14 protein-coding genes are annotated in these 13,236 nt (G+C 59.4%); all 14 read right to left on the bottom strand.

Translation table 11 applies throughout. The features are described 5' to 3' along the window. Positions 1-211: 211 nt before the first annotated feature. Positions 212-811, bottom strand: a complete 600-nt coding sequence (gene ribA, locus R5R33_RS12490) for a GTP cyclohydrolase II (protein WP_318953034.1) — start codon at positions 809-811, stop codon at positions 212-214. Positions 812-830: 19 nt separating this feature from the next. Beyond that, on the bottom strand, positions 831-1,475 hold the full coding sequence (locus R5R33_RS12485; RefSeq protein WP_318953033.1) for a retropepsin-like aspartic protease family protein: 645 nt from the start codon (positions 1,473-1,475) through the stop codon (positions 831-833). A gap of 24 nt (positions 1,476-1,499) precedes the next feature. Beyond that, entirely contained in the window at positions 1,500-1,982 is a 483-nt protein-coding gene (locus R5R33_RS12480; RefSeq protein ID WP_318953032.1) for a phosphatidylglycerophosphatase A family protein, read from the bottom strand. A gap of 21 nt (positions 1,983-2,003) precedes the next feature. Continuing rightward, the gene (gene thiL / locus R5R33_RS12475) at positions 2,004-2,975 is read right to left on the bottom strand and encodes a thiamine-phosphate kinase (RefSeq protein WP_318953031.1); all 972 of its coding nucleotides are present in this window, start codon (positions 2,973-2,975) and stop codon (positions 2,004-2,006) included. Positions 2,976-2,985: 10 nt separating this feature from the next. Next, positions 2,986-3,426, bottom strand: coding sequence for a transcription antitermination factor NusB (gene nusB / locus R5R33_RS12470; protein ID WP_318953030.1), 441 nt, complete (start codon positions 3,424-3,426; stop codon positions 2,986-2,988). Positions 3,427-3,442: 16 nt separating this feature from the next. After that, positions 3,443-3,913 carry a 6,7-dimethyl-8-ribityllumazine synthase gene (ribH, locus tag R5R33_RS12465; protein ID WP_138235557.1) on the bottom strand — a complete coding sequence of 157 codons (471 nt, stop codon included), beginning with the start codon at positions 3,911-3,913 and terminating at the stop codon, positions 3,443-3,445. Between the two features lie 214 nt (positions 3,914-4,127). Then, the gene (gene ribBA / locus R5R33_RS12460; RefSeq protein WP_318953029.1) at positions 4,128-5,243 is read right to left on the bottom strand and encodes a bifunctional 3,4-dihydroxy-2-butanone-4-phosphate synthase/GTP cyclohydrolase II; all 1,116 of its coding nucleotides are present in this window, start codon (positions 5,241-5,243) and stop codon (positions 4,128-4,130) included. 82 nt (positions 5,244-5,325) lie between these two features. After that, entirely contained in the window at positions 5,326-5,988 is a 663-nt protein-coding gene (locus tag R5R33_RS12455) for a riboflavin synthase (RefSeq protein WP_318953028.1), read from the bottom strand. 13 nt (positions 5,989-6,001) lie between these two features. Further along, complete coding sequence (gene ribD, locus R5R33_RS12450; protein WP_318953027.1) at positions 6,002-7,129, bottom strand: bifunctional diaminohydroxyphosphoribosylaminopyrimidine deaminase/5-amino-6-(5-phosphoribosylamino)uracil reductase RibD; 1,128 nt, start codon at positions 7,127-7,129, stop codon at positions 6,002-6,004. Further along, the gene (nrdR, locus tag R5R33_RS12445) at positions 7,126-7,602 is read right to left on the bottom strand and encodes a transcriptional regulator NrdR (RefSeq protein ID WP_318953026.1); all 477 of its coding nucleotides are present in this window, start codon (positions 7,600-7,602) and stop codon (positions 7,126-7,128) included. Before nrdR ends, ribD begins: the two co-directional genes overlap by 4 nt. Before the next feature lie 282 nt (positions 7,603-7,884). Further along, positions 7,885-8,994, bottom strand: a complete 1,110-nt coding sequence (locus tag R5R33_RS12440; RefSeq protein WP_318953025.1) for an extracellular solute-binding protein — start codon at positions 8,992-8,994, stop codon at positions 7,885-7,887. Positions 8,995-9,075: 81 nt separating this feature from the next. Next, a complete protein-coding gene (locus tag R5R33_RS12435) occupies positions 9,076-10,740 on the bottom strand; it encodes a flavin monoamine oxidase family protein (protein ID WP_318953024.1) in 1,665 nt (554 codons plus the stop codon). 400 nt (positions 10,741-11,140) lie between these two features. Beyond that, complete coding sequence (gene glyA / locus R5R33_RS12430; RefSeq protein ID WP_318953023.1) at positions 11,141-12,406, bottom strand: serine hydroxymethyltransferase; 1,266 nt, start codon at positions 12,404-12,406, stop codon at positions 11,141-11,143. Between the two features lie 295 nt (positions 12,407-12,701). Next, the gene (locus R5R33_RS12425) at positions 12,702-13,211 is read right to left on the bottom strand and encodes a porin family protein (RefSeq protein ID WP_318953022.1); all 510 of its coding nucleotides are present in this window, start codon (positions 13,209-13,211) and stop codon (positions 12,702-12,704) included. Between the last annotated feature and the right edge of the window lie 25 nt (positions 13,212-13,236).

The raw sequence follows: 13,236 nt of genomic DNA, 5'->3' as shown, positions 1-13,236 counted from the left end.
AAAGGTCGAAGTGAAGAGACTGCTGCCGGGGGCTTTATGCGAAACCTTCCGCGAGAGGGGCCGAAGGCGCCGCGAATACATGGAGCGGCCGGGCCACCTCGCGGAAGAGCCCCCAGGGATGGGTTGAGGGGGGGCGCCTAGCCCGTGTCTCGCAAGCCAATCCCCGGTAGCAGTGCCGCTACTTCAGGTTATTAGAACGGGAAGCGGAGGATTACTTCTCTTCATCATCGAAGAGATGGCCGAGCTTGCCCTTCTTGGTAGAGAGGTAATTCAGATTGTGGGGGTTGCGACCGGACTGATGCGGCAAACGCTCGGTAACTTCGATGCCCAAATCCTGCAGCGCTTTCACCTTGCGAGGATTATTCGTCATCAACCGAATCGACTTGATACCCAGATGCTCAATCATCGGCTTCAGGATCGAGTAATCCCGCATATCCGCACCAAAGCCCAACTGCTCATTGGCCTCCACCGTATCCGCACCCGCATCCTGCAGATGATAGGCCCGAATCTTGTTCAGCAGCCCGATACCGCGACCCTCCTGACGCAGATAGAAAATTGCCCCGCGGCCCTCAGTGGCAATACGGTGCAACGCATACTGCAACTGCGCACCGCAATCGCAGCGCAGGGAAAACAGCGCATCCCCCGTCAGACACTCAGAGTGAATCCGGGCCAGCACCGGCTCATCCGTATCCAGATCGCCCATCGTCAGGACGACGTGCTCCTTGCCCGTTTCCACTTCCTCGAAACCGTGCATATTGAACATGCCCCAGGAAGTAGGCAGCTTGGAGGATTCCACGTAGCGAATGGTCAAACCGATACCTCGTATTCCATCAATCGCGCGCGCGCAGCAGCAACAGACCATCCCGTTGCTGCATATCCACGCGGCTCAAAAAACTGTTACCCAGCAGGGTCACCTGCGGAAAATCATTGCCCAGCACCGTCGCCTCCACATTGTGCACCGTGATGCCGCCAATGGTGACGCTGCTCAATTGCAGCCGGTAAGCCCGCTCAACGCCGCTTGCGGTGGACACCGTGATCGGCTGCGCACGAGTCAGGTCCAGGCCGAGACTTTTGGCCGTGGGATAGTTGAACGCAATACTGCTCGCGCCGGTATCCACCATCACATCCACCCGGCGGCCATTGATCCACGCCGTGGTGTTGTAGTGGCCACGGCTGTCGGGGTTCAAGCGGACTTCCGCCCGGTCCACCGTGGCGTAACTCGCCGCCACCGGTGACGCCAGGGTTAATTTCTGTTCGCGCCCGTCGATCTGCACCACGGCATAATCACTGGTGACCGACAGCAGTTTCACGCCTTCCGGCGATGTTTTGCCGGACTTCAACAGCCGCTGGCGGCCGTCGATGTCGAACATGGCACTGGTGCCGAAAATGGCCTGCAGACGCACCTGCTGCGCGAAGACCAACGGCGGCAATGCCGACAGGGTCAATAAGGCGAGCAATATGTGCAGTGCTTTCATGGCCATGGTCCCGGGCGTCCTGCCTTAAAAATGGCTGATCAGATAAGCCGTGCCCTGTAACACCAGCGCGGCGTAGATGCCCGCAAGTATATCGTCGAGCATGATTCCCAGACCACCGTGTACCTTGCGGTCGGCCCAGCCGATGGGCTGGGGTTTGGCAATATCGAAAATCCGGAACAGTACAAAGCCGTACAGCGCCCACAACCAGCCCGCCGGCGCCATGAACATGGTGATCCAGTAACCGACGAATTCATCCCACACAATGCCGCCGTGGTCGTGTACACCGAGCTTTGTCGAGGCGGCCCCGCACAGGTAGCAGCCGAGGGCAAAGGTGATAACGATCACCGCCATGTATGCCAGCGGCGACAGGAATTGCAGCCCATACCACAGGGGTACCGCGGCGAGGGTACCAAAGGTGCCGGGGGCCTTTTTGGCAAGGCCGGAGCCAAAGCCGAACGCGAGGAACAGCACCGGGCTGCGGATCAGTTGGGAAAATGTCGGAGTCATCTTGTTCTCGTTCTCCACCGCTCAAAAATGCCGGTAACCGGTGCCGTGCGGCTGCCAGGGTTCACCATTCAACATACAGCGCACACCCCGCTCGGCGGTCATGCGACCAATCGCGGTCAGCGGCAGTTGCAGGCCGGCGACTGCGGCCAAATGTTTTTCCGGGACGGTAAAACACAGCTGGTAATCGTCGCCGCCGGTGAGTGCCGCTTCCAGTGCGTCTGCACCATTACCTTTTATTTCTGCGACCAGTTCCGCCTGCGGCACCTTTTCCAGATACAGCTCGACACCGAGCCCACTCCCATTGCAGATATGCCCGATATCCCCGAGCAAGCCGTCGGAAATATCCAGTGCAGCACTGGCATACTCGCCGATCGCACGGGCGGTGCCGAACTGAGGCTCGGGAAAATAATAGGCGGCGTCGGCCAGCTGTTGCTGCCGCTCGCTGCCGTTCATCTGCCCGAGCACCAGGGGCAGAGCCGCGGCGGCCGCGCCGAGGTCATTGGACACGAACACGATATCGCCATCGCCGGCACCATCCCTCCGCAGGGGCTTATCGCAGGCACCGGTAACCTGGATGGTGATCGACAGCGGGCCCTTGGTGGTGTCGCCACCCACCAGGGTAATGCCGAATTGATGCGCGGTATCGGCGAGTCCGCGTGCGAATGGCTCCAGCCAGGTATCACTGCTTTCCGGCAGGGTAAGCGCCAGGGTAAACCACAGGGGTTCCGCGTTCATGGCGGCGAGGTCGGAGAGGTTCACACGCAGCGCGCGGCTGGCGATGCGGTAGGGGTCGGCATTCTCAGGAAAATGCACACCCGCCACCAGCGTATCCACACTGGTGGCGAGCATTTTGCCGGCGGGCGGGATCAGCAGGGCGCAGTCGTCACCGATGCCGAGTTCCACACCAGTACCCTGTGAAGTGCTTTCTGCGTCTGGCTGAAAGCGGGAGGAGAAATAATCCCGAATCAGTTCAAATTCACCGGGCCCGGCCATGGCGAGGGTGTCAGCCTTTATCGGCTTTGACTTCGACGCTGCGCTCTTTGGCCGCAACCTTGTCGAGGATGCCGTTGATAAATTTGAAGGCGTCGGTGGGCCCGAATTTCTTCGCCAGTGCGACGGATTCGTTGATCACGACCTTGTAGGGTACGTCGATACGGCTTTTCAGTTCGTAGGTGGACATACGCAGCAGGGCGCGGGACACCGGGTCCAGTTCTTCGACACTGCGGTCGAGGTACTGGGCGTAGGTGCCTTCGACGTCGTCGAGGTTTTTCGCCACGCCGTGGAGCAGCTCACGGAAGTAGGCCACGTCGGTTTTGCTCATATCGTTGTCGGTATGAAACTCGGCTTCGATGGCATTGAGGCTGGCGCCGGCCATTTGCCACTGGTACAGCGCCTGCATGGCGTAGTGGCGGGCCTTGCGGCGGGCGGATGCGGTTACGGTCATTTCAGTCGTTTCTCAGTCAGATTTTGCCCAGCAGGGAAACCATTTCCAGGGCGGTTTCCGCGGCTTCACAGCCTTTGTTGCCGGCTTTGGTGCCGGAGCGTTCGATGGCCTGTTCGATGGAGTCTACGGTCAGCACGCCGAAGGTCACAGGGATGCCGGTGTTCATGGATACCTGGGCGAGGCCTTTGGTGCATTCGCCGGCGACGTATTCGAAGTGCGGGGTGCCGCCGCGGATGACGGCGCCCAATGCAATTACCGCGTCGAATTTTTTGGTTTCGGCAATTTTCTGCGCGGCCAGCGGGAATTCGAAGGCACCGGGGGCGTAGTAGATGGTGATATCTTCGTCTTTGATGCCTTTGCGACGCAGGGTATCCAGCGCGCCGTCTTTCAGGCTTTCCACGACGAAGCTGTTCCAGCGACTGACCAGCAGCGCGAATTTACCGGTACAGCCTACGAAATCCCCTTCGATGACTTTGATATTGCTCATGATCTTTTCTTCCGTTTTCTAATTTTTCCCCACTGCCAGATACTCGTGCTTCGTAGCTGATGCAGTGGCGGTGCCGCACCGGGGCGAGCTTTTCAGGACCGCTGTGAATACATCCCTGTACGCTCCGTCGCAAACATCCCTGTTTGCGACGGTCCTGAAAAGCTCGCCCCGGCACGTCACCTTCGATTTGCAGGTTTGAGTTTTACCTAACCGATTAAATTTCTTCGGCGTTCAGGTATTCCTCGACTTCGAGATCGAAGCCGGAAATAGCACTGAATTTGAACGGCGCGCTCATCAAACGCATTTTGCGCACTTTCAGGTCGCGCAGAATCTGCGAGCCGGTGCCCACCTGTTTGTACACCAGGTCCTGGCTCGGGCGCTGTTGCTTGCCGCTGATCAGCCAGTCGATGCTGTCTTCGATTTCATCGGTGGTTTCGTTGTGGCAGATAACGACCACAACGCCCTTGCCCTCTTCCGCGACTTTTTTCAGTGCACTGCGGAAGGTCCAGGGTGCGTATTTCTCGTCGCCGCGGCGCAGGCTGAAGACGTCGCGCAGGGTGCTGGCGACGTGGACCCGTACCAGGGTGGGCTCTTCCGGTTTGAAGTCGCCGAGGTAAAACGCGAAGTGGCGCTCACGGCGGGCTTTGTCGAGGTAGGTGCGCAGTTTGAATTCGCCAAACTCGGTGTGCACCTTGCGCTCGTTGACGCACTCGACGGTTTTCTCGTTGAGGGCGCGATAGTTGATCAGGTCGGCGATGGTGCCGATCTTGAGATTGTGCTGTTGCGCGAATTTTTCCAGATCCGGGCGGCGCGCCATGGTGCCGTCGGCGTTCATGATTTCGACGATGGCGGCGGCGGGTTCGAAACCGGCGAGGCGCGAGAGGTCGCAGCCCGCTTCGGTGTGGCCGGCGCGGCTCAGTACTCCGCCCGGCTGTGCGCGGATCGGGAAGATGTGGCCGGGCTGCACGATGTCGGATGGTTTGGCGTTGCGGGCGACGGCGGCGCGAATGGTGCGGGCGCGATCGGCAGCGGAAATACCGGTGGTTACGCCTTCGGCGGCTTCGATGGAGACGGTGAAGTTGGTGCTGAACTGGGCGCCGTTGTCGCGGGACATGAGCGGCAGCTCGAGCTGTTTGCAGCGCTCTGCACTCAGGGTCAGGCAAATCAGGCCGCGGGCGTGGGTGGCCATGAAGTTGATGTCTTCGGGACGGACCTGCTCGGCGGCCATCACCAGATCGCCTTCGTTCTCGCGATCTTCGTCGTCCATCAGGATGACCATTTTGCCCTGGCGGATGTCGTCGATCAGTTCTTCAACGCTGTTCAGTTCCATAACTCTCTCAAATCGTATTTGGCAAGTCTGTTGGGCTTACCTGGTGTTTCCCGTAGGAACAGATAATCGACCCGAACGATATTCAGGCTTTGTAAAAACCGTGCTGGGCCAGGAATTCCATGGTCAGTCCGTCGCTTTTGGGCTTGGCCGCGGCATCCCCCAAGAGTAGCCGCTCGAGGTAGCGCGCTATCAGGTCCACCTCCAGGTTCACTTTCGTACCCGCCTGGTAACCACCGATCACGGTTTCCGCGATGGTGTGGGGCACGATGGTGAGTTCGAACTCGGCGCCATCTACCGCATTCACCGTGAGGCTGGTGCCATCCACGGTGATGGAGCCCTTGTGGGCGATGTATTTGGCCAGTTCGTCCGGGGCGCGCAGGCGGAACTGCTCGGCGCGGGCGGTGGTCTTGCGCCACAGCACTTCGCCGATGCCATCCACATGGCCGCTCACCATATGCCCACCGAGGCGGGTCTGGGGCGTCAGTGCCTTTTCCAGATTGACCCTGTCGCCGAGCTTCCAGTTTTTCAGGCTGGCAACCGCCAGGGTTTCGGCGGACACATCTGCCCAGTAGCCGTCACCGGGAAGGTCCACCACGGTGAGGCAGACCCCATTGGTGGCGATGCTGTCGCCGAGTTTGACGTCGGCGAGATCCAGCTTGCCGCTGTTCACCCGCAGGCGCAGGTCGCCGCCCTTCGGCTGCAGCGCGGTGATGGTGCCGACGGCTTCAATGATTCCGGTAAACAAATCGGGTTACCTTCTAGCGTTCGATATCCGTGGTCGCGGTAATGCGCCAGTCGTGGCCGACGGCGCGCATATCGGTAATCGTGATGGGCAACATGGAGCCCATGCGTTCGATCGGCAGCTCAAACAGCGGCCTGGCGCTGGAACCGAGAATCTTGGGCGCCACATAGATGATGATTTCGTCCACATGGGCCTGGTACATAAAGGCACCGGAGAGGGTCGCGCCGCTCTCGATCAGCACTTCGTTGCACTCGCGACGGGCGAGTTCCCTGAGCAGTTCGCCCAGGTGCACGCGGCCGTCTTTGTCCGCCGGCAGCACCAGCACCTCGGCCCCGGTCTTTTGCAGACGCGCGCGGCGCTCCGGGTCCGATGCTTCGGTGGTGACCAACAATGTGGGGGCGTCGCCCTGCAAAATAAAGGACTTGGCCGGGGTGCGCAGTTTGCTGTCGACCACCACCCGCAGTGGCTGCTTTTCAGCGGCGGCTTCCGCGGTGAGCATCTCCAGGGCAATTTCGTCGGCGCGCACGTTCATGTTCGGGTTGTCGTGGCGGACCGTTTCCACGCCGGTGACAATGGCGCAGCTGCGCGCGCGCAGGCGCTGTACATCGGCGCGGGCGGCGGGGCCGGTGACCCACTTGGATTCGCCACTGGCCATGGCGGTGCGGCCGTCGATGCTCATCGCCGACTTGCAGCGCACCAGCGGCAGGCCGAGGGTCATGCGCTTGATAAACCCGGGGTTCAGCGCGCGGCAGGATTCTTCCAGCAACGGGCCTTCCACTTCAATACCCGCATCGCGCAGTTTTTGTAACCCTTTGCCGCTGACCTGCGGGTTCGGGTCTTCCATGCCATACACCACCTTGGCGACGCCCGCGGCGATCAGTGCGTCAGTACAGGGACCGGTCTTGCCACTGTGACTGCAGGGTTCCAGGGTTACGTAGGCGATATTACCTGCGGCCTTCTCGCCAGCGTCCTTCAGGGCTTCTACTTCCGCATGGCCTTCGCCCGCGCGCTTATGCCAACCCTCGCCCAGGATATTGCCCTCGGCATCCGCAATCACGCAGCCGACCCGGGGGTTCGGCATGGTGGTGTACAGGCCGCGCTCCGCCAGCTGGATCGCACGGGCCATCAGTTCTCTGGGGCTCATCCGCGCTCCTCGCTCTTGGACTTGCGGGTATTGAGGCGCTCGATCTCATCGCTGAAATCGCTGACGTCTTCAAACCTACGGTACACGGAGGCAAATCTCACGAAGGCCACCTGGTCCAGCTCCCGCAGCTGCTCCATGACCAGCTCGCCGATATGCATGGCGGGCAGCTCGCGCTCGCCGGTGGCCTGCAGAGCGTGTTTGATCTGGGCAACGGCGGCTTCTACCCGCTCGGTGCTGACCGGGCGTTTCTCTACCGCGCGCTGGATGCCCGCACGGAGCTTGTCTTCATTGAAGGGCTCGCGCTGGCCGTTCTGCTTCACCACTCGCGGCAGCAGCAATTCGGCGGTTTCAAAGGTGGTGAAGCGCTCGTGGCACTGCAGGCATTCGCGGCGACGGCGCACCTGGTCGCCATCGGCGACAAGGCGGGAGTCTACGACTTTGGTTTCTTCTGCGCTGCAGAATGGACAGTGCATGGGGAGTGGGCCCTTTGGAAAATGGGCGGCAGTTTACCACAAGGCGAAAAATTAGGCCTGTAGTGCCCAAGAACTACCCAAAGTTAGGGGTAACCACTCGAGAGTGAGGTGGCGCAAGGCCACTGGGGATGGCTTTTCAAAATCGCTGCGAGTACATCCATGTACGCTCCGGCGCCGCCATCCATGGCGACGACGGTTTTGAAAAGCCATCCCCAGCACCCTTACTTCTATTCCGGGTGAGTGACTTCGTAGCCTAAATGGACTCGGATTTTTCCGTCGCAATCAGATCTCTTCGCGCTCGATAATCCGTTGCCACAGTTTGTGGCGCAGGGCCAGTACGCGGTTGTTGGTGGCGGCGGGGATCCAGGTGCGCTCGATTTCCTCGCGGCCGGGGTAGACGATCGGGTTGCTGAGCAATTCCGGGTCCACCAGATCCTGGGCCGCCATATTGGCATTGGCGTACTGGGTCTCGTTGCTAATGGTTGCGATCACGCTCGGCTGCATCAGGTAGTTCAGGAACTGGTAGGCAGCGTCGAGGTTTTGCGCGTTGGAGGGTACCGACACCACATCGATCCACAGCGGGAAGCCCTCTTTCGGCATGATGTAACGGATATCAAAGGTTTTGCCCGCTTCCTTCGCCTGCTGCTGGGCTTCCAGCACATCACCGCTCCAGGCGTGGGCGATGCAGCGTTTGCCGCTGGCGAGGTCTTCCACGTATTCACCGGAATCAAAGTCGGTGATGTGCAGGCGCACCTTGGAGAGCAGGTTCGCCACCATGTATTGGTGGGCAACGCTCATGGAATTGGGATCTTTATCGAGGTATTTCAGCGCGACGTCGAAGATCTCTTCCGGTGAGCGCATCAGGGTCGCGTTGCAATGGTCGAGCTTGGCCAGATTTTCCGGCTCGAACAGCAGATCCCAGCTATCTTCCGGCAAGCGGCCACCGAAAGCCTGGCGCACGGCCTGCACGTTGTAGCCAATGCCCACGGTACCCCAGAGGTACGGTATTGCATATTCGTTGCCCGGGTCGAACAGGGCCAGGCGCTGCATGAATTTGGGATCGTTCTGGGACCAGTTTCGGATGCGGCTGCGGTCGAGCTTCTGCAGCTGGCCGGCGGCAATGTATTTGGGGATGTTGTCGGAGCCGGGCACGATGACGTCGAAGCGGCGCCCTTCTTGCAGCCACACCTCTTCCAGCTCTTCGATATCGTCGAACTCGAAATAATGCACTTTGATGCCGGTGGCGGCCTCGAAGTCGGAGATGGTGTCTTCGGCGATGGATTCGGACCAGTTGGCGAAGTGCAGTTCTTTCGTCTGCGCACTCACCGGCACATTGAAATTCAGCCCGATAACGGCGGTCAGGATGACCAATACATGGGATATTGGACGCATTGTCTACTCTCGCTCTGCAGATTCCAGGTGCAACTTCCGGACCCGGCGCCTCTGCAGCGGCGCCGGGCCGGTAGGACCGGATCAGGCCTGGTGAATCTCCTTGGCAGCCCGTTCGGCAGTGCTGATAGCACCGTCAATATAACCGAAGGTCTCCAGCGCTGTGTGCTCGCCACAGAAGTGGATATTGCCTTCCTGCAAGCCGGCCGCGCCCCACCACTCGGTGTAGTCACCGAAGGTCTGGGTGGAATATGAGCCTTTGGACCAGGGGTTGGCCGCCCATTTGGACATCATTGCAGTGCCGGTGAACGCACTGCTGGTACCCGGGAATACATTGTCCACGATGCCGAGGAAATGATTGAGGTCGGCACTGGTGGGCGCCGCGAACGGCTGATCGCTACCAATTTCTTTGCCGTAATTACCGCCGAAGAAGTTCACCAGAATACCGTCAGTAGAGCCGGTTACCGAGGTGGAGTCCCAGGTATCAAACAGCTCAGGGCGGCCGACATAGGTCACACCGTTCGGGGTAAACATTTCACCGTTAACCACCTGCGGCTGGGTCCAGGGGCGAGATGCGCAGTGCACGGCCATCTTGCCGTTGGAACCAAATGCCATACGTTCGATGGCCATGCGCTTTTCCGGACGGAAGCCGTCGTAGATTCGGGAGTCGATTTCCACATCTTTCAGGGTGGAGAAAGGCAGCGCCAGCACAAGGCGATCACAGGCGTACTCGTAGCCGTCTTCGAACACCAGGTTATACGGGCCGTTAATATCCCCTTGAATCGCCACCAGTTTGCGCGCGGTTTCAATGGTGCCCTCCGGCAGTGCTTCCACCATGCGGGTCACCAACTGGTCGTTACCACCGGCGATGCGGAAGCGCTCGTCGGTACCCGCCAGCGGCAGGGCCGTGTTGATCGGGTTCCAGGCCAGCAGGTAGATCAGGTTCAGGGCGGTGGTTTCTTCCGGCTGAATACCGTATTCCGCCACGATATCCGCCTGGAATACCTTGCCCATGTTGGAGCTGGCACCGATACCTACCTGATCCAGCCAGGTGTTGACATCGATATAGTCGAGGTCGCGATGCATGGCATTGCTGCTTTCATAGGTAGGCACCCAGGGCACATACTGCTGGACGCGCTTAAAGATGCTGTACACATCGCGCCACTCTGCATTCAGCTGGTGCTCGGTGTAGTGCTGGCCATTTACCCAGTAGAGCTCGTTGCCACCGGGAACCGCATTGCCGTTTACATCTTCGACATCCAGCCCCAGGTTGCTTGCCAGGTTGCGGGCATAGGTGTGCTCAGTGGAGATCAATTCTCCCCCGCGCTCTACCGGGCGTCCGAAAATGCTGCGGTTGGTGTTTACCCGGCCACCCAGGCGGGTGTTGCCTTCAAATACCTTGCTGGCGATACCGTACTGCTGCAGGCGATGCGCACAGCGCACACCGGCTACACCGCCACCGATAACCGCAACACGACCCGGGTTTGAGCTACCGGGGGCTGCGCGCGCTGGCCCAGAAATAGTGCTGGCGGTACCGCCGATACCTATCGCAGCCGCACCCATTCCCAACTGTTTGAGAAACTGACGACGCCCTTCTTCGGAAGCGTTTGCACCTCGATACTGGGCACCTTCTTTGATGATATCGAGACTCTCATCGGAAGAGATGCCGGTCTTGTCAGCCAGTTCCTGAGCGGCTCCCAGGCGTCGCATCAGACCCGCAAGCGGGGAGAGGGATTTACGGCTACGCATGTTGTTCTCCTACAGCCAGGTAATGTTCCGACCCAAAAACCGCAGGGCCGTGGATTAGATTTTTTTGTTGTCCACGGTTAATTTTTGAGGCGCGCCGATGCAGCAAGAAGCATGCGCACTTCGAAATAAATGACAACCGACTTATTCACATTTGCTATATAAGCGCGCAATTCTACAGTCGAACCCACTGAAAATCGAATAAAAAATCAAATGAAAGGCAAATACAGAAATATTGATCTAACAAATTGCCAGAAGGTGGAAAGTGACCAAACCGACCCCATCTGACACCAATGGATGTAGCGCTAAAAACAACAAATACGGCAGTGGTCGAAATAGACATAAAAAAAGCGACTCCGAGGAGTCGCTTTTTTGTGGGCTGGGGTTAGCCTGGGCAGGTGTTTCAGCCCTTGTATACCGGGAACTTGGCGCAGATTTCCAGCACCTTGGCTTTCACTTCCGCGATGGTCGCGTCGGCGTTGCCCTTCTCCAGTGCGTCGAGAATGTCGCAGATCCAGTTGGTCAGCTGCTTGGTCTCTTCCACACCGAAGCCGCGGGTGGTGATGGCCGGGGTACCAACGCGCAGGCCGCTGGTGATGAACGGGGAGCGCGGGTCGTTGGGAACGGCGTTCTTGTTCACGGTGATGTTGGCGTTGCCGAGGGCTTCGTCCGCATCCTTACCGGTGTATTCCTTGCCGATCAGGTCCACCAGCATCAGGTGGTCGTCGGTACCGCCGGACACGATATTGATGCCGCGATCCAGGAAGGTCTCGGCCATGGCGCGGGCGTTTTCCACTACCTTTTTCTGGTAAGCCTTGTACTCGGGGCTCATGGCTTCCTTGAAGGAAACTGCCTTGGCCGCGATCACGTGCATCAGCGGGCCGCCCTGACCGCCCGGGAACACCGCGCTGTTCAGCTTCTTCTCGATCTCTTCATTGGCCTTGGCAATGATGATGCCGCCGCGGGGACCGCGCAGGGTCTTGTGGGTGGTGGAGGTCACCACGTCCGCGTGCGGGACCGGCGACGGGTAAACACCCGCGGCCACCAGACCGGCCACGTGCGCCATGTCCACCATCAGGTAGGCGCCAACTTTATCGGCGATGGTGCGGAACTTGGCCCAGTCCATGATGCGGCTGTAGGCGGAGAAGCCGGCCACGATCATCTTCGGCTTGTGCTCCAGCGCCAAGCGCTCCACTTCTTCGTAATCCACTTCGCCGGTTTCCGGGTTCAGGCCGTACTGCACTGCGTTGTAGATCTTGCCGGAGAAGTTGACCTTGGCACCGTGGGTCAGGTGACCACCGTGGGCCAGGCTCATGCCCAGCACGGTGTCGCCGGGGGCGCACAGCGCCTGGTAAACCGCGGCGTTGGCCTGGGAGCCGGAGTGCGGCTGGACGTTGGCGTAGTCGGCGCCGAACAGTGCCTTGGCGCGTTCGATGGCCAGGGTCTCAACCTTGTCGACGTACTCACAGCCACCGTAGTAGCGCTTGCCCGGGTAGCCTTCCGCGTACTTGTTGGTCAGGCTGGTGCCCTGGGCTTCCATTACCTGCGGGCTGGTGTAGTTTTCCGAGGCAATCAGCTCGATGTGTTCTTCCTGGCGGCGGTCTTCGTCCTGAATCGCATCCCACAGCTCGGCGTCGTAAGAGGCAAGAGTCACTGATTTATCAAACATGGTATTCCCTCGGATAAGGCGCAGATCGCGCAAGCATAATCTCGACCAGGGCATTTACCGACCTGATTGTGACCGGCCCGCCCCAGAAAGGCGCGCATTGTACACCAAGGGGTAGCCCGCGGTGCAAAGGGTGCACGTGAAACAAATTCAATTCAGCACCGGGCTTTATTCAAGTTGGGAAGGGCCCGGGAGATGCGCCAGTCACTGGCACCCGCTGCCCCGCTGGACCCGAGTGCCCAGAATGCAAAACGCGGCCTGAAAGCCGCGTTTTGGTTGGTCGAGTGACCAATAAAAATCAGAAACGGAAAACCAGAGAACCGGAGAAAAATCCTACGTCCTCTTCCACTACCGTGTATTCAGCTTCCAGGTTCAGGTTGTCGCTGAGGTTAAAACCTGCGCCCAGACCCAGTGACAGGCCGCTGTCGCTCTCGCTGTAACTGTCGCCATCGTCAGAAAATTTGACGGTTTCGCTCAGGACACCCAGCTTGCCTTTGAAGTATATCTGGCCACTGCTTCGGTAAGTTCCGTATGCCGCGAGCGTGGTAATGGAGTAATCCACACCGTAGTTCCCGCCCCAGTAGCGGTACTCCGCTTTACCATCAGCCAGGGAACCGGTCAGCTCACCCTCGACACCCCAACCGGAAGCCCAGTTGTAACCGGCGCGCACACCGGCGTTGAACGGATTGTCGCCATCAATATCGACGTTCATGATGCCGCCCACGCCACCCCAGTAACCACCTTCCGACGCCTGAGCAGCTGCGGAACAGCAAACCAGCGCAGCGACAGCAAACGCTTTCTTCATCATAAAAACCCCAAAATGTTTATACGTT

The organism is Microbulbifer pacificus (assembly GCF_033723955.1).
Lineage (GTDB): Bacteria > Pseudomonadota > Gammaproteobacteria > Pseudomonadales > Cellvibrionaceae > Microbulbifer > Microbulbifer pacificus.
This window is presented reverse-complemented; position numbering and strand designations above follow the sequence as displayed.

Excerpts from the sequence above, each read along its gene's own strand:
- R5R33_RS12485 (WP_318953033.1), bottom strand. The coding sequence starts at position 1,475 with ATGAAAGCACTGCACATATTGCTCGCCTTATTGACCCTGTCGGCATTG.
- R5R33_RS12480 (WP_318953032.1), bottom strand. The coding sequence starts at position 1,982 with ATGACTCCGACATTTTCCCAACTGATCCGCAGCCCGGTGCTGTTCCTC.
- thiL (WP_318953031.1), bottom strand. The coding sequence starts at position 2,975 with ATGGCCGGGCCCGGTGAATTTGAACTGATTCGGGATTATTTCTCCTCC.
- nusB (WP_318953030.1), bottom strand. The coding sequence starts at position 3,426 with ATGACCGTAACCGCATCCGCCCGCCGCAAGGCCCGCCACTACGCCATG.
- ribH (WP_138235557.1), bottom strand. The coding sequence starts at position 3,913 with ATGAGCAATATCAAAGTCATCGAAGGGGATTTCGTAGGCTGTACCGGT.
- ribBA (WP_318953029.1), bottom strand. The coding sequence starts at position 5,243 with ATGGAACTGAACAGCGTTGAAGAACTGATCGACGACATCCGCCAGGGC.
- ribD (WP_318953027.1), bottom strand. The coding sequence starts at position 7,129 with ATGAGCCCCAGAGAACTGATGGCCCGTGCGATCCAGCTGGCGGAGCGC.
- nrdR (WP_318953026.1), bottom strand. The coding sequence starts at position 7,602 with ATGCACTGTCCATTCTGCAGCGCAGAAGAAACCAAAGTCGTAGACTCC.
- R5R33_RS12440 (WP_318953025.1), bottom strand. The coding sequence starts at position 8,994 with ATGCGTCCAATATCCCATGTATTGGTCATCCTGACCGCCGTTATCGGG.
- R5R33_RS12435 (WP_318953024.1), bottom strand. The coding sequence starts at position 10,740 with ATGCGTAGCCGTAAATCCCTCTCCCCGCTTGCGGGTCTGATGCGACGC.
- glyA (WP_318953023.1), bottom strand. The coding sequence starts at position 12,406 with ATGTTTGATAAATCAGTGACTCTTGCCTCTTACGACGCCGAGCTGTGG.
- R5R33_RS12425 (WP_318953022.1), bottom strand. The coding sequence starts at position 13,211 with ATGATGAAGAAAGCGTTTGCTGTCGCTGCGCTGGTTTGCTGTTCCGCA.